We start from the raw sequence: 16,284 nt of genomic DNA, 5'->3' as shown, positions 1-16,284 counted from the left end.
CCCCGCCGCGTCGCTCAGAAGCCGTGCAGGGCGCCGCCGTCCACCGGGAGCATGATGCCGGTCAGATACGACGCCGCGGGCGAGAGGAGGAACGCCGCCGCCCGGCCGAACTCCTCCGGGGTGCCGTAGCGCCGCAGCGGGATCTGCTCGCTGTTGTGCGCCCGGGCCGCGTCCGCGTCGCCGGACAGCCCGTCCAGCTCGCGGACCCGGTCGGTGTCGATCCGCGCCGGCAGCAGGCCGACGACCCGGATGCCCTGCGGGCCGACCTCCGAGGCGAGGGACTTCGCGAAGCCCGCCAGGCCCGGCCGCAGCCCGTTGGAGACGGTCAGGCCGGGGATCGGCTCGTACACGGAGCCGGAGAGGACGAAGCCGATCACGCCCCCGGACGGCAGTTCGGCGGAGGCGGTGCGGGCCATGCGGACCGCGCCGAGGAAGACGGAGTCGAAGGCCGCCTGCCACTGGGCGTCGGTGATGTTCGCCGTCAGGCCAGCCGGGGGACCGCCGACGCTGATGAGGACGCCGTCGAAGCCGCCGAAGCGGTCGCGGGCCGTGGCGATCAGGCGCTCGGCCGTGGCCGGGTCGGCGTTGTCCGCGGCGACGCCGAGGGCGTTCGGGCCCAGCTCGGCGGCGATCTCCGCCGTCGCTTTCTCGTCGCGACCGGTGATCACGACCTTCGCACCGTCGGCGACCAGCTCACGGGCGGCCGCGAGGCCCAGCCCGCGGCTGGCTCCGGTGAGGATGTACACCCGGTCTTTGAGTCCAAGATCCATGGGGCCAGTCTGCCGTGGTGCCCCCGGCGACGTAAGGGCGGCCCGCGCCGGGCCGGCCGTGACCGGTCAGACCACGGCGGGCTCGGGCTCGGGCTCGGACCGGGACTCGGCGGCCCGCGCGGCCGCCCGGTCGCGCAGTTCGCGGCGGACCAGGATCACCCAGCCGATGGGCACGCCGGCCGAGAACAGCCACCACTGGATCGCATACGCCATATGCGGGCCGATGCCGCTGTGGTCCGGCTCCGGGACCCCCTCGGGCTGGCCGCTGCCCTTCGGGGAGGACTTGGTCAGCTCGACATAGCCGCCGAGGACGGGCTGGGACAGGGACTTCGCCAGCTGCCCGCTGTTGATCAGCATGACCTGGCGGTCGGGCAGCCCCTGCTTGTCCTTGATGCCGCTGTTCCCGGTCGTCTCGTCGCGCTTGAGGCGGCCGGTGACGGTGACCTCGCCGGAGGGGGCGGCGGGCACCTTGGGGAAGCGGGTGAGGTCGTTGCCCGCCGCGATCCAGCCGCGGTTGACCACGACGGCCCGGCCGTCGTCCATGACGAGCGGGGTGAGCACGTAGTAGCCGATGGACTGCTCGTCGGAGGCGGTCCGCTGGCGCACGACCACCTCGTGCCGGGAGTCGTACCGGCCCTTGGCGGTCACGGTGCGCCACATGTCGTCGTAGGCGACGGTGTGTCCGGGCCCGGTGAGCCGGTCCACGGGGACGGCCCGCGCGTCCAGGTTGTCGGCGATCAGCTGGTTCTGTGCGACCCGGTGCTCATGCCGGTGGAACTGCCAGAAGCCCAGTCGGATCATGACCGGGATCAGGACGAGCCCCACGAGAGTGAGGATCACCCACTGCCGGGACAACAGGAAGCGGTACACGTCCTCGACAGTACTCGCCGTGGATCGCCCCCCGGCCGCTGGGGGCACCGGAGGGCCGATCCCGGACGGATGTCCGATCGCTTCAGACGCGGTCGATGATCCCCACCCTCCCTTCCGCCCGGGAGCAGTGGGCACCGCAGTAGAAGTGGCCGTCCACCTCCACGCCCTGGCCGATGATCTGGCACCGGCAGTGCTCGCAGATCGGCGCCATGCGGTGGATGGCGCAGGAGAAGCAGTCGAAGACGTGCACCGCGCCCTGCGCGTGCACCTCGAATGTCATGTGGTAGTCGTTTCCGCAGACCTCGCAACGTGCCATGGGGCACAGGGTGCGGGCTGCGGGGCGCGGTGGGGGAGCGGCGGGCGGGCGTGTTGGGCCGACTTCACCTGTTTGGTGCGGGGGCCACATCCCGCAGCAGCTGGGTGAAGGCCGCCTCGTCGATGACCGGGGTGGAGAACGACCGGGCCTTGGTGAGCTTGGAGGTGAAGGACTCCGGGTCATTGGTGACCAGCAGGCTGGTGAGCCGGGAGACACTGGTGGCCACGTGCAGCCCGGCCTCGGTCGCCTGATCCTCCAGCAGCTCGCGGTCGATCGAGGTGTCGCCGGAGAACGCCACCCGCATGCCCTGGACGAGCTGCCCGCCCGGCTCGTAGCGCCCCGGGTTGGGGTACGGGCAGGCCGGGCGCTTGCGGCTGGGGCGCCAGCCCGTCTGGCGGTACGACCGCTGGTAGCCGATCGCCGCCCGGGGGGTGTCGGACCACTCGGCCAGCGGCTGGCAGGCCAGCAGGGGCAGCCGCAACCCGCCCGCGGCGGCCGCGTGCAGACTCGGCTGGAAGGTCTCGGCGAGCACCCGCGCGTCGTCCAGGGCGTGGTGGGCGCGCTGCTGGACCACTCCGTAGTGCGCGGCCAGGGACTCCAGCTTGTGGTTGGGCAGCGGCAGGCCCAGCTCCTTGGAGAGCGCGATGGTGCACAGCCGCTGCCGCACCGGCGCGGCGCTCCTGGCGCGCGCGTACTCCCGGGCGAGCATCGACCAGTCGAACACCGCGTTGTGCGCGACCAGCACCCGGCCGTCCAGGCGCCCGGCCAGCTCGCCCGCGATGTCCGCGAAGAGCGGGGCGCCGGCCAGCACATCGGCGGTCAGGCCGTGGATCCACACCGGGCCCGGGTCGCGCTGCGGGTTGACCAGGGTGTACCAGTGGTCCTGCACCGCGCCCCGCGCGTCCAGCTGGTAGACCGCGGCGGACACGATCCGGTCGTCTCGGGCGAGGCCGGTCGTCTCGACGTCGACGACCGCGTATCCCTCCGGATAGTCGGCCGGCCACGGGGAGGGCGGCGGTGCGAACCGTGGTGCGGCTGCCATGCGGTCATCGAGCATGGTCAATGAGGATACGGGCCGCCGCCGACACCCACGCGCGCCCGGGCCCGAAACGGAGCCGGCTACGGGGATGTGACGGCGCCTCGGGTTGTGGCCGAGGGGCCGCGGATCACGGGGTGGTGCGGCACGGTCACTTCAGGGCTCCCATCGTGACGCCGGTCCGCCAGTAGCGGCGCATCGCCACCATCATGATCGCCATGGGCACGATGGACAGCAGCGCGCCCGTCAGCACCAGGCTGGTCAGGTCGACGCCGGACTCCAGGCGGTTGCCGGTCCAGTTGTACAGGCCCAGGTTGAGGGTCCAGTTCCGCTCACCGCGCAGCACGGTCAGCGGGAGGAAGAAGGCGTTCCAAGTGTTGACGAAGGCGAGCAGGAACACGGTGGCGCCGCCCGTCGTCATCATCCGCAGCACGATGCTGAAGAAGATCCGCAGCTCGCCGGCGCCGTCGAGGCGGGCCGCTTCCAGGAGTTCGTAGGGGATCGTGGACTCGGTGTACACCTTGGCCAGGTACACGCTGAACGGGTTGATCAAGCAGGGGATCAGCATCGCCCAGGGCGTGTCGACCAGTCCGATCTCCGAGAACAGCAGGTACAGCGGCAGGGTGAGCAGGGCGAGCGGAATCAGGAACGAGCCCACTACGCACGCGAACACCACGTTGCGCCCCGGAAACTCGAAGCGGGCGAGGCCGTAGCCCGCGGCGAGGGCGACGAGGGTGCCCCCGAGGGATCCGACGCCCGCGTACAGGAACGAGTTGAACGTCCAGCGCAGGAAGATGCCGTCGTGGTAGGTGAACAGCTGGTGCAGGTTGTCCCACAGGTGCATGCCGGAGAACCACAGGCCGTTCGTCTGGTACAGCCCGACCCGGTCCTTGGTCGCGGCGACGATCAGCCACCACACCGGGAACATGCTGTACACGCTGGCCAGGATCAACCCGATCAGCAGGAAGCGCTGACCACCCCGCCCGCGGGAGGCGCCGTCCGGGCGGGTCAGCCGCCGGACGGTAGGGACGGGGGGCCGTTTGGTGTCGTTGTCCATCAGCATCATGAGTCGGCCTTCCTCGAGGTCAGCCGGTAGAAGAGGAAGGAGGCCACGCCGAGGATGAGGGCGAGCAGCACCGACAGGGCCGCGGCGTAGTGGTAGTTGCCGGAGTTGAACGCCTGGTTGTAGATGACCATGATCGGGGTGAAGCTGTCGCTGACCGTCTGCGGAGTGACGTTCCGGAACAGGGCGGGCTCGTTGAAGATCTGGAGCATCTGGATGATCGAGAGCAGACCGGTCAGGACGAGGGCGCCGCGCACATGGGGGATCTTGATGCTCCGGGCGATGCGGATCTCCGAGGCACCGTCCAGCCGGGCCGCCTCGAACAGCTCACGGGGCACACCCTGGAGCGCCGAGTAGATGATCACCATGTTGTAGCCGATGCCGTGCCAGGTCAGCAGGTTGCCTATGGACGGCCAGACCATCGAAGGCGCGAAGAAGTTCCAGTCGAACCCGAAGAACTCGCCGAGCGGCGTCAGCGGCCCCACGGCGGGGCTGTAGAGGTTGACCCATACGATCGCCGCGACCACCCCGGGGATCATGTAAGGGACCAGCAGGAGGATCCGGAACCGGCCGGCCGCCCGCGAGGTGAGCGCGTCCAGGAGCAGCGCCAGCACCAGGCTGATGAGCAGCATCACCGGGATCTGCACGCAGGCGAACAGCACGACCCGCAGGATGGAGTTCATGAACGCCGAGTCGGTCAGGCCATGCTGGTAGTTGTCCAGGCCGACGAACTCCTTGGTGGCGCCGCCGAGCCCGAGTCCCGACTGCTTCTCCAGGAACAGCGACTGGTAGACGGCGTACCCGATGGGGAGCAGGTACAGGAAGACGAAGCCGAGCTGGAAGGGCACCGTGAAGGCGGCGCCCTTCCAGCGCTGGGAACGGACCATCGGGTGCGCCTCAGCCCTTGACGTTGATGCCGCGGGACTTCAGGTCGTCGACCGTCCACTTCTGCATGTGCGCGAGCAGGTCGGTGACCTTCTGCTCCTTGTTCATGACCTTCGCCCAGCCGCTCTGCAGTTCGGTGAACATCGCGGTCCAGTTCGGCCCGAAGGTCCAGTCGGTGGTGACCGTGGCCAGACTGTCCGTGACGACCTTCTTGGCCGGTTCGTAGTTCTTGCCGAGCAGCTTGGAGGAGATCGCCTCGGCGATGTACGCGTTGCTGTCGGCCAGTGCGGGCATCACGCCGTTGCCGGTCTCCGGGCTCGCCATCGTCTTGACCGCGCCGGTGTTGGTGGACATCCACAGCGCGGCTTCGGCGGCCTGCTGCTGGTTCTTGCACTGCTTGGTCACCAGGGTCACGCCGCCGCTCTGGTTGGTGCCGGCCGGCGTTTTGGCCGCCTCGCCCTGGAACGTCGGCCACGGCGACAGCGCCCACTGGCCGTTGGACTTGGTGAAGTTCTGCACCATGCCCGCCATCTGCCAGGTGGAGATCTGCCGGGTCGCCGTGCCGCCCTTGTCGTAGTTGCGCTGCACGGCCGCGTAATCCGCGAAGGACAGCTTGGAATTCAGGTCGTTGTCGATGATCTCCTGGATCACCTTCGCCGCCTTGAGGGTGCCCTCGTCCTGGAAGTTCACCTTCCAGGAGTTGCCGTCGATGGCGTACCAGTGCGCTCCCGCCTGCATGGCGAGCACCTCCAGGGTGCTCGGGTCCTCACCGGCGTAGTTGGTGATCTTGATGCCGTGCTTCTTCAGCACCTTGCCCGCGGCGATGAAGTCGTCCCAGGTCGCGGGCGGCTTGAGACCGTACTTCTCGAAGATGTCGGTGCGGTAGATGGTGAAGGCGGGCGCCGAGCTGGTGGGGACGCCGTAGATCTTGCCCTGCACCTGCGCGCCGGCCCACGACCCGGCGTTGAACTTGTCCTTGCTCGGCTCCACGTACGTGGTGATGTCGGCGAGCGCGCCCTGGGAGACCCAGGTCGTCACATACTCGGCGGTGTTCTGCACCAGGCAGGGCGCGTTGCCGGCCTTGACCGCGTTGGTCAGCTGCTTCTGCATGGTCAGCTGGTCGGTGACCTTCGTGTACTCGAGCTTGACGTCCTTGTGGCTGGCGTTGAACGCCTTGACGACGGCTTCTTGGCCGTTGGCCCAGCCCCAGAAGGGGAGGGTCACCGGACCGGAAGACCCGGAGGACGCGTCGTCCCCGGATCCGCCGCAGGCGGAGAGCAGACCTGTCAGTGCGAGACCGGCGACGGCGGCGCGGGCGAACCTTCGCCTGGGGCTGGTGAAGTTCATCGGACCGTAATCCTTCGGAAAGTGGGCGTCTCAGAACGAGAGGACGGCGGCTCGGGGCGTTGGCCAGGAACGGCGTTCCGGAGACCGTCGGCTTGCGGGTGCGGGGACCCGCCAAGCAAAAGCTGTAGTAAGCGGTTCCAGGACGGTAGGCCGACGGCTCCGCAGATAGCAAGAGGCGTGCGGGAAATTGTTACGGCCGGCTGTCCGTGGGATCACGTTCGAGCGAGGGTCGGCCGCCCCTCGACTGTGCGAAGTCACCACAGCTCATAGCGGGTCTTGCCCAGGTCGTCGCGGCCTCGGGCGAATGCCGGGCACCGACTCGGTGGGGCGGGTGAACAGTGCCGGTAAACGCTTTCGTAACGTGGTGCTGGGAGCGGCGTTACGCGGGCCGGGCGGGCGGTTGCACGGAGTGTCGTACGACGACATGGGTGCCCAGCACCAGATGGTCGCCGTCGCTGCCCCGGCGGCGACCCGGTCCGGCCTCGCGCCGGTCGGCCACGGCGCGCAGCGCCACGCGGCCCATTTCCTCGTACGGCACGTGCACGGTGGTCAGCTGGGGGGTGAGCTGAGAGGCCAGCGGGATGTCGTCGTAGCCGACGATCGACACGTCCTCGGGCACCCTGAGGCCCGCCGCGCGCAGCGCCTGCATGGCCCCCGCGGCGACCACGTCGGTTCCGGCGAGTACCGCTGTGAAGTCCACTCCCTCCCGCAGGCTCGCCTCCACCGCGTCGTACCCGTGCCTGTAGTCGTAGGAGCCGTGCCGCACCATGCCCGGATCGAAGGGCACGCCGTACGCCTCGAAGGCCCGCTGGGCGCCGCTCAACCGGTCCTGGGCCGTGGTGAGGTCGGCAGGGCCCGGCAGCACCAGGACCCGCCGGTGGCCGACCGACAGGAGGTGGCTGGCCATGGCGTACGCGCCGCCCCCGTTGTCGTAGTCGACCGTCGTCGCCGGGACGTCGCCCTCCAGCGGCGGTCTGCCGACCAGCACGAGGTGTGAGCCCGCCGCGTCCAAGGAGCGCGCGAACCGACCCATCCGTAGCTGGTACTCGTCGAAGTCGTAGGCACCGCCGAGCAGGACGACCGCGGCCACGCCCTGCTGGCGCATCAGGTTCACCAGCGCCAGCTCCCGCTCGGGATCGTCCCCGGTCGTGCCGACCAGCGAGAGCCAGCCGCGCAGCGAGGCGGCCCCCTCGACACCCTGAGCCACGTGGGCGAAGGCCGCGCCGGTGATGTTGTTGATGAGGATCGCCACGGTCGGTGTGCCGCCACCGGCCAGGGAGCGGGCGTGGGCGTTGGTGACGTAGTCCAGGTCCTGTACGACCTTCATCACCCGGCGGCGCAGGTCGTCCGACACCGGATAGTTGCCGGACAGCACGCGCGACACGCTCGCCACGGAGACGCCCGCGCGCTCCGCCACGTCGCGGATGGTTGCCCGCCCGGCGTCAGCCGGCGCCTTACGCTGACTCACGTTGCGGCTCCTTCGCCGTAGTGACCGGTCGGTGCTGAAACCGTATCCCATCGTTACTCCTGGCAGGACTGCTTGTGGACGGCAGGACCGCCTGTCGGCCGCGGGGCGTCAGGCCACCCGGGCGAGATCCGCGTGCCGCACCTCGTGTGCCAGCGGAAGGCCCGCGGCCAGGCGCTCCAGCTCCTCCGTGACGATGCGGCCGAGCCGCTCCATCTCGTTGCCGAGCGAGCCCGCGATATGCGGGGTGAGGAAGACGTTGGGGAGCGTGTACAGCGGGGAGTCGGCCGACAGCGGCTCGGGTTCCGTGACGTCGAGGACCGCGTGCAGCCGGCCCGTGGCCAGCTCGTCGGTGAGCGCTTCGGGGTCGACCAGCGCGCCCCGGGAGGTGTTGATCAGCACACCGCCGTCCCGGATCAGGGCGAGCCGGGCCCGGTCGAGCATGCGGTGGGTCTCAGGGATGTCGGGGGCGTGGAGGGAGACGATGTCGCTGCGGCGCAGCAGATCTTCCAGGGACAGGAGGCCGACGCCGAGCGCGGCGGCCTCGGCGGCGTTCACATAGGGGTCGTAGAGCAGGACCTCGAAGTCGAACGGCCGCAGCAGGTCGAGGAGGCGACGGCCGACGCGCGAGGCGCCGATGATCCCGATCCGGCGGCCGAGGTTGCCGGTGGTGGCGGTCTCGGCGGGGGAGGGGCGGGCGTGTGTGGCGCGAAAGCGCTCGCGGTGCGTGAACGCGTCCTTCCCGGTCAGCAGGATCATCGCGAGCGTGTACTCGGCGACCGGCAGCGCGTTGCCGGTGACCGCGCTGGAGACGCTGATGCCGCGTTCCCACAGGGCCTCGCCGATGAGCGAGCGGACGGAGCCCCCGGCGTGCAGGACCGCGCGCAGGCGGGGCGCCGCGGTCAGGGTGTCCGCGTCGAGACGGGGGCAGTCCCAGCCGGTGATCAGCACCTCGGCGTCGGCCAGCGCCGCGATGGCACGCGGTGGGGTGAAGTCCTGGAGGACCAGCGAGGGGTCGATCTCGGCTGTCTGCTTCAGCCGTGCCATGAGAGGCGGGGGGAGGAGCAGGGGGAGGTGCACCGGATCCATGGCGAACACGGCCCTCGGCAGCTGGGCGCTGGGCATGACCCTCCTGAGGTGCGTGCGGGAAACATTTTCTGAAAGCGTCTTCTACGCTATATCCGGCCCGAACGAGGGTCAATCGATGGGCCCGGTGGCCGGGGCCCAGAAGCCGGGGCGGAAGCGACCTGGTGGTTCCCGGGGTTTTTCGAAAGTGTGAGAGGACTCTTGACGTACTTTCCGGACAGGCAGACACTCTGGCCACCGGTTGTAGGAACCGTTTGCTACCTGTTACTTCGCCTCACTCCGGAGGGAGCACGGATCCGTCGCCGGGATGTCGACGTCCGGCGTCAAGCGACCTGCCTGGAGTGACCTCCCGTATCTCTCATCTCCCTCTGTAAGCGCAAGGAGTTACGCATGTCCCCGTCCCCGTCACGCCGCACCGCCCTCCAGGCGGCCGGCGCCACCGTGCTCGCCGCCGGTCTCACCAACCTGACGGCCACGGCGGCCCGGGCGGAGGATCCCTCGCCCGGCGTGCCCCAGTTGGTGACGTACACCGTTCCGGCGGGAGCCCCGGTCAACACCGGCAGCTTCACCGTAAAGGTCCGTGTTCCCGGCGGCAGTTGGCAGACCCTCGGCGTCTACCGGCCCACCCTCGCCGAGATCAATCCCGCCACGGGCAGCAAGAAGCAGTACAACTCGAGCCTCGCCCACTTCGACTTCTCGGGGCAGGTCGAGGTCGAGGTGACGTACATCAAGGGCGGTGTGCAAAAGGTCCGGGTGCGGCCCGATTCCTACGGCATCAAGCCCGACGTACTCGCCGACACGCTCCGGTTCACCCTGGACAGACCGCGCAACATCGTCGTCCAGATCAACGACGACATCTTCGACTCCCTGCACCTGTTCGCCCGTGAGATCGAGAAGAAGCGGCCCAAGGCCGACGACCCCGACGTCATCTACTTCGGCCCCGGCATCCACAACACCGCCGACGGCTTCCTGAACGTCCCCTCCGGCAAGACCGTGTACGTCCACGGTGGCGCTGTCCTCAAGGCCACGGTCGTTTTCCGGGACGTGCGGAACTCCCAGCTCATCGGCCGGGGCATGCTCGCGGGGACGAAGGACGGCGGCACCCTCGTCGAGAGCTCGAAGAACATCGACATCGGCGCCGTCACCATGCTCAACCCCAACGGCTACGCCCTCAAGATCGCGGAGTCCACCGACGTCTCCGTCGAGGGCATGTGCTCCTTCAGCTCCAAGGGCTGGGGCGACGGCATCGACATCTTCTCCAGCACCCATGTCACCATCGACGGCGTCTTCATGCGCAACTCCGACGACTGCATCGCGATCTACACCCACCGCTGGGACTACTACGGCGACACCAAGAACATCACCGTCAAGAACTCCACCCTCTGGGCGGACGTCGCCCACCCCATCAACGTGGGCACGCACGGCAACACCGATGACCCCGAGGTCCTGGAGAACCTCACCTTCAAGAACCTCGACATCTGCGACCACCGCGAACCCCAGATGGGCTACCAGGGCTGCCTCGCGCTCAACGCGGGCGACTCCAACCTGATCAGGAACGTGCGCGTCGACGGCATGCGCGTCGAGGACTTCCGCTGGGGCCAGCTCATCCACATGCGCGTCATGTACAACACGAAGTACAACACCTCGGTCGGCCGCGGCATCGAGAACGTCTACGTCAAGGACCTCTCCTACACCGGCAAACCGCTCGCGACCTGCATGGTGCTCGGCTACGACGCCGACCACCCGATCAAGGACGTCACCTTCGAGAACCTCGTCCTGGGCGGCGCGGTCATCGCCGACTCGATGAAGAAGCCCGGCTGGTACCTCACCACCGACTTCGTGCCGATGCACGTCAACGAGCACGTCACGAACCTCAGGTTCATCACCACCGCCGAGGCAGAGGCGGCCGCAGCGTCATGACGACCCCCGCACCGAGCCGCCGCGGCTTCCTCGGCGGCACCGCGGCCCTGCTGCTGGCCTCGGGCGCGAGCGGACTGCTCGCGCCCGGCCCGGCGCAGGCCCAGGACAACACCGGCCTCCGGGCCTTCGCCCACCCCGGGCTGCTGCACAGTGCCGCGGACCTCGCCCGGATGAAGTCGGCGGTCGCCGCCAAGGAATCCCCCGTCTACGACGGATACCTGGCGCTCGCCGCCAACGCCCGCTCCCAGGCGTCGTACACCGTGCAGAACACCGGCCAGATCACCTCCTGGGGCCGTGGCCCCTCCAACTTCATGAACCAGGCCGTGGCCGACTCGGCCGCCGCCTACCAGAACGCCCTCATGTGGTGCGTGACCGGCGAGCGCGCCCATGCCGACAAGGCCCGCGACATTCTGGGCGCCTGGTCGGCCTCGCTCACCGCCGTCACCGGAGCGGACGGCCCGCTCGGCGCCGGGCTCCAGGCCTTCAAGTTCGTCAACGCGGCAGAGCTGCTGCGGCACACCGGCTACGACGGCTGGGACATGGCCGACATCACGCGCTGTGAGGAGTCCTTCCTGCGCGTGTGGTATCCGGCCGTGTCGCCGTACATGCTGTACGCCAACGGCAACTGGGACCTCACCTCCCTCCAGACCATCCTCGCCATCGGCGTCTTCTGTGAGGAGCCCGCGCTCTTCGAGGACGCCCTGCGCTTCGCCGCGGCCGGCGCGGGCAACGGCAGCGTCCGGAACCGCGTCGTCACCGACGAGGGCCAGGGCCAGGAGAGCGGCCGCGACCAGGCCCATGAACAGCTCGCCGTCGGCCTGATGGGTGACGCCGCGCAGGTCGCCTGGAACCAGGGCGTCGACCTGTGGGGCTTCGACGACCATCGCATCCTGGCCAACGCCGAGTACGCAGCCCGCTACAACCTGGGCGGCGATGTCCCCTTCACACCCGACCTCGACCGCACCGGCAAATACATCAAGACGACCGTCTCGAACAAGGTCCGCGGCACGCTGCCGCCGATCTACGAGATGTACTACGCCCACTACGCCGGTGTGCGGGGCCTGGACACCCCGTACACGAAGAGCGCGGTCTTCCGGGGCACGGACGGCGCCCGCGTCGTCGAGGGCGGCAACGACGACCTGCCGAGCTGGGGCACCCTCGCCTACGCGGGGGCCAAGGCCCCCTCGCCGGCCGCGCCCACACCGCCGGCCGGCGTCACAGCGGTGGGGAAGGACCAGGCCGTCACCGTGACCTGGCTGCCCTCCGCCTGGGCGGACTCGTACGCGGTCCTGCGCGCCACCAGCCCCGAGGGCTCGTACGAGCGGATCGCCTCCGGCATCGACAAGCCGACGTACACCGACAGCGACGTACATGCCGGACGGATGTACTACTACACAGTCAGCGCCACCAACGCGCTGGGCACGAGCGGCCACTCGGGCCGGGCGTCGGCCACCGCCGGGCTCCCGGGCCCCTGGTCCACCCGGGACGTGGGGGACGTCGCGATCCCCGGCTCCGCCGCCTTCGACGGCGAGCGCTTCGTCCTGGAGGCGAGCGGCACCGCGGACACCTACCGCCTGGCGCACCTCCCGCTGTCCGGCGACGGCACGGTCACCGCGCGGATCGTGTGGCCGCTCAGCTCGCAGTACTCCAAGATCGGCGTCACCGTGCGCGGCTCCCTCGACGCGGCCGCCCCGCACGCCTCGATGCTGATCCAGGGGCTGCCGCTGCACACCTGGAGCGGCGTGTGGACCGTGCGCCCGAAGGCCGGGGCGTCCGTCTCGGCCACCGGCAGCACCCCCGTGCCGCCGTCCCAGCAGGAGTCGATCACCACCAAGGCCTCCTTCCCGATCTCCGACCTCGGTGAGCTGCCCGAGTCGGCCACACCGCTGGAGGCCCCGTACGTCGAGGGCGCGGGCGACGGCTACCGGCTGCGGGCGCCGTACTGGGTGCGGGTGACCCGGAAGGGCAGCCGCTGCACCGGAGCCATCTCCCCGGATGGCATCCGGTGGACGGAAGTCGGCTCCACCGAGGTCGACCTGGGGGGTACCGCGTACGCGGGGCTCGCGCTCACCTCCTGCCTGGGCGTCGACGAGGACTACGCCGAGACCGGCACCGGCGCCTTCGACAACGTCACCGTGACCTCCGCCTCCGGCGAGGGCTGGTCGGTGCCGCGCCCCGCGCGCACCGCCACCGACCTGCGGGCCCGGGCCGGCGCCGACGCCGTCGAGCTCGCCTGGACGGATTCCGACCCCGCCGCCCGCTACACCGTGCTGAGAGCGGCGCGCGCGGGCGGCCCCTACGGGACGCTCGCCACCGGCGTCCAAGCGGTCGGCTTCGGCACCCGGGTCCGGTACGCGGACGCGACCGGGACGCCCGGGAAGACGTACCACTACGCCGTCGCGAAGACCAGCACGAGCGGGCGCGGACCGCGTTCGACCTCGGCGAGCGCCGAGATGCCGAGGCCGTCCATTCCCCGACTCACCTCCCCAACCACCGCTTTCGCCAACAAGGGCGCCGACTTTCGCCATCTGCTGCGGGCCTCGCACGAGCCCATACGGTTCACCGCGGTCGGTCTGCCCGAAGGCCTGCGCATCGACAAGCGCACCGGACTCGTCTCCGGAATCCCCACCGAGACCGGAGAGTTCTCGGTCACGACCACCGCGGGCAACGCCTCCGGGACGGCATCCGGCACCCTGACCCTTACGGTCGGCACGCCCCCACCCGACCCGTGGTCCCACGGCGATCTCGGCGATGTCGTCCTCGACGACCGTGCCTTCGGGACCTTCGGCGTGGTGGCGATCCGTACCCCGGGCAGCACGTCGTACCACGAAGGGACCTTCACCGTCCGCGGCGCCGGTGTGGACCTGACCGTCAACAACCAGGGGATGACCGGGCAGTTCGTGCGGCAGCCCGTCATCGGGGACTGTCAGGTCACCGCCCGTCTCATCTCTGGTACCGGTGCCACCGCCGACCGCGTCGGCCTGCTGATGGCCAAGTCCCTGTCCCCCTTCGACCAGGCGGCCGGAGCGATCGTCACGGCCGGGACCAGCGCGCAGCTCATGCTGCGCACCACCGTGGCGGGCGCCTCCGCGTTCTCCGGCACCACCACCGTCCGACTCCCTCTGCTGCTGCGGCTGACGCGCACCGGGACCGCCTTCGCCGCGGCTGTCTCGGCCGATGACGGCGCCACGTGGACCTCCCTCGCCTCCGGGGAGATCTCCGGCTTCGGTGACGCCCCCTACTACGTGGGTCTCGTGGTCTGCTCCCGCAGCCCGCTGGCCCACAGCGCCACGCGGTTCGAGGAGGTGAGCGTCAGCGCACCGGGCTGAAGGTGCCCCTCACTCCGCGACCGGCAGCCGGCGCAGCCTGACCACGCTCGCCGGGTCCGAGTGCCGGTCGTGGCTCAGCTCCCAGCCCAGCTCGCGGGCCGCCCGGACGACGTACTCGGCGCCGACGCCGCGGAAGCAGCGCAGCTCGACGTCGTACGGGCCGGGCGGCGGGGGCTTCTTGGCGGCACGGGCGTCCGCTTCCTTGCGGGTCCACTCGGCGAGCTTCTTGTCGACGCGCGCCCGGTAGAAATCCGCGTCGCCCTCGTGCAGCAGCTCGGGGAGCGTCACACACCAGCGCGGCCACACCGCCACGCGGTCCCCGGCCCAGTCGATCAGTGAGAAGAAGCCCTTCTCGAACCCGGGTATCAGCGCGAGCACCTCCCCGACGACCGCGACCGCGAGGAGGACCAGGAAGCCGGCCACCAGCAGCACCCACCACACCGGCAGGACCAGCACGGTGAGCAGGAACACGGGCACCAGCAGGGCCAGGGGACGGGCGGGGAGCGGCCCCCAGGCGTCGTCGCGCTCCACGGACGGTCCTCTCACGGCATCGGGCATACGTACGGGCCGCCGGGCGGAACCCGCCCGACGGCCCGTGCATTGTGTCAGTCTCCTACTTGGCGACCGCGTCCAGGGCGTCCGCGATGCCGGCCCCGTAGAAGCCGTTGTACGCGGGGCTGCCCTCGCACACCGCGTCGACCTTGCCGTCACCGTTGATGTCGTACGGGTCGGGGCAGGCGGTGTCGTCGGCCTGGGCCTTGAGCAGCGCCTTGACCTGCCCGGCGGAGGCGTGCGGGTGGGTGCTCTTGATGAGCGCCGCCACACCGGCCACATGCGGGGAGGCCATGGAGGTGCCCGCCATGTAGCCGTACTTGCCGCCCGGGAGGGTGTTGTAGATGAGCCCGCTCTCCGCCGGGGGCGCCGGCTTCTGGTACACGGTGCTGTCGCCGCCGGGGGCGGCGATGTCGATCACACCGAGACCGTAGTTGGAGAAGGAGGACTTGAGCCCCTTGGCCCCGGTCGAGGCCACGGTGACCACGCCCGGCAGCTGGGTGGGGATGTCCAGGCAGGTGCGCGGGTCGATCTCGCGGTCGCCCGGGGTGGTGTCGTTGGGGCTGGAGGGGTCGGTGATGGAGTCGGCGGCCAGGTCGTAGCTCTCGTTGCCCGCCGCGGCCACATTGACCACGCCCTTGCGCTCCGCGTAGCGCGTGGCGCGGGTGACGGCGTCGACGAGGGCCTTCTGGTCCGGGTCGGTGGTGCAGTTGAAGTACCAGGGGTCGGTGTAATAGCTGTTGTTGGTGACGTCCACGCCGTGCTCGGCGGCCCAGACGAAGCCGCACACCACGGCCTCGGTGTAGAAGAAGCCGTCGGTCGTGGACACCTTGATGCCGGAGACCTTGACGCCCGGGGCCACCCCGGTGACGCCGATGCCGTTCTTCGCGGCGGCGATCTCCCCGGCGACATGGGTGCCGTGCGGGCTCTCGGAGGCCGAGGGCCGCCAGGCGCCGTCGGCGGTGTTCGGCTTGCCGCCGACGCAGTTGACCGACGCCTTGCGGTCGAAGTTGGGGGCGAGGTCGGGGTGGGTGTCGTCCACGCCGGTGTCGATCACGCCCACGGTGACGTCCCGGCTGCCCAGGCTCTTCTCGTGGGCCTTGTCCGCCTTTATGGCGGGCAGGTCCCACTGGAGCGGCTCCAGCGGGTCCTGCCCGGCGGCGGCCCGCGCGGCGACGGCCTTCTGCTGCTTCTCGGTCAGCATCTGCGGCGCGCCCATGTCGGTGGTGGACTGGGCCGACAGCGGGGCGGTGCGGGTGGAGCCCGCGGAGGCCACGCCGCGCACGGTGCGGATGGTCTTGGCGAAGTCGGGGTTGGCGGAGTGGACGACGATGACGCCGATCCGGTCGTACGAGATGACCACGCTGCCGCCGGCCTCGGCGATGGCCTTCTTCACCCGGGCCGCGTTCCCGTGGCCGGGCCGGGTGTTGACGACATAGCTCAGCGACGGGCCGTCGGCCGTGGCGCCCGAGGCCGTGGCCGGGCCGTCGCCGGAGCCGCCGGCGGCGGTGGCGGTCGTGGGCAGGAAGGCCAGGGCGGCCGTCAGCGCCAGGGCGGCCGGTATGGCGGCGGTGCGCGGCGGCAGGGCGGAGGAGCGTGACGTCATGGGTACTCCGGTTCTGATGGTTGGGCGGGCTGGGGCGTG

Annotated in this window: 13 protein-coding genes; 2 read left to right on the top strand and 11 right to left on the bottom strand. The window is 70.2% G+C overall.

Annotation, left to right across the window (positions count from 1 at the left end; translation table 11 throughout):
* Window positions 1-14: 14 nt before the first annotated feature.
* From ACZ4WQ_RS00275 to ACZ4WQ_RS00235, 9 genes are all read right to left on the bottom strand, one after another.
* The gene (locus tag ACZ4WQ_RS00275; RefSeq protein WP_311725016.1) at window positions 15-770 is read right to left on the bottom strand and encodes an SDR family oxidoreductase; all 756 of its coding nucleotides are present in this window, start codon (window positions 768-770) and stop codon (window positions 15-17) included.
* Window positions 771-836: 66 nt separating this feature from the next.
* A complete protein-coding gene (locus tag ACZ4WQ_RS00270; RefSeq protein ID WP_311725017.1) occupies window positions 837-1,640 on the bottom strand; it encodes an SURF1 family cytochrome oxidase biogenesis protein in 804 nt (267 codons plus the stop codon).
* Between the two features lie 82 nt (window positions 1,641-1,722).
* Entirely contained in the window at window positions 1,723-1,956 is a 234-nt protein-coding gene (locus ACZ4WQ_RS00265; RefSeq protein WP_076971072.1) for a hypothetical protein, read from the bottom strand.
* A gap of 64 nt (window positions 1,957-2,020) precedes the next feature.
* Window positions 2,021-3,013, bottom strand: coding sequence for a DEDDh family exonuclease (locus ACZ4WQ_RS00260; protein WP_398370412.1), 993 nt, complete (start codon window positions 3,011-3,013; stop codon window positions 2,021-2,023).
* Window positions 3,014-3,143: 130 nt separating this feature from the next.
* The gene (locus ACZ4WQ_RS00255) at window positions 3,144-4,049 is read right to left on the bottom strand and encodes a carbohydrate ABC transporter permease (RefSeq protein ID WP_398370553.1); all 906 of its coding nucleotides are present in this window, start codon (window positions 4,047-4,049) and stop codon (window positions 3,144-3,146) included.
* Window positions 4,050-4,054: 5 nt separating this feature from the next.
* Complete coding sequence (locus tag ACZ4WQ_RS00250; RefSeq protein WP_311725020.1) at window positions 4,055-4,942, bottom strand: carbohydrate ABC transporter permease; 888 nt, start codon at window positions 4,940-4,942, stop codon at window positions 4,055-4,057.
* A gap of 10 nt (window positions 4,943-4,952) precedes the next feature.
* The gene (locus ACZ4WQ_RS00245) at window positions 4,953-6,287 is read right to left on the bottom strand and encodes an ABC transporter substrate-binding protein (RefSeq protein ID WP_398370414.1); all 1,335 of its coding nucleotides are present in this window, start codon (window positions 6,285-6,287) and stop codon (window positions 4,953-4,955) included.
* 379 nt (window positions 6,288-6,666) lie between these two features.
* Window positions 6,667-7,755 carry a LacI family DNA-binding transcriptional regulator gene (locus ACZ4WQ_RS00240; protein WP_398370416.1) on the bottom strand — a complete coding sequence of 363 codons (1,089 nt, stop codon included), beginning with the start codon at window positions 7,753-7,755 and terminating at the stop codon, window positions 6,667-6,669.
* 108 nt (window positions 7,756-7,863) lie between these two features.
* Window positions 7,864-8,877: a hydroxyacid dehydrogenase gene (locus ACZ4WQ_RS00235; protein WP_398370418.1), complete on the bottom strand. Its 1,014-nt coding sequence runs from the start codon at window positions 8,875-8,877 to the stop codon at window positions 7,864-7,866.
* A gap of 351 nt (window positions 8,878-9,228) precedes the next feature.
* Here ACZ4WQ_RS00235 and ACZ4WQ_RS00230 point away from each other — a divergent pair, with 351 nt between their 5' ends.
* Entirely contained in the window at window positions 9,229-10,758 is a 1,530-nt protein-coding gene (locus ACZ4WQ_RS00230) for a glycosyl hydrolase family 28 protein (protein WP_398370420.1), read from the top strand.
* Complete coding sequence (locus ACZ4WQ_RS00225; protein ID WP_398370422.1) at window positions 10,755-14,087, top strand: alginate lyase family protein; 3,333 nt, start codon at window positions 10,755-10,757, stop codon at window positions 14,085-14,087. Before ACZ4WQ_RS00230 ends, ACZ4WQ_RS00225 begins: the two co-directional genes overlap by 4 nt.
* Window positions 14,088-14,096: 9 nt before the next feature.
* On the opposite strand, the gene ACZ4WQ_RS00220 is transcribed toward ACZ4WQ_RS00225, so the two are convergent.
* A complete protein-coding gene (locus ACZ4WQ_RS00220) occupies window positions 14,097-14,633 on the bottom strand; it encodes a hypothetical protein (protein ID WP_311725026.1) in 537 nt (178 codons plus the stop codon).
* 67 nt (window positions 14,634-14,700) lie between these two features.
* Window positions 14,701-16,245, bottom strand: a complete 1,545-nt coding sequence (locus ACZ4WQ_RS00215; protein WP_398370424.1) for a S8 family peptidase — start codon at window positions 16,243-16,245, stop codon at window positions 14,701-14,703.
* Window positions 16,246-16,284: the final 39 nt, after the last annotated feature.

The organism is Streptomyces sp. NPDC028305, from assembly GCF_055569495.1.
This window is presented reverse-complemented; position numbering and strand designations above follow the sequence as displayed.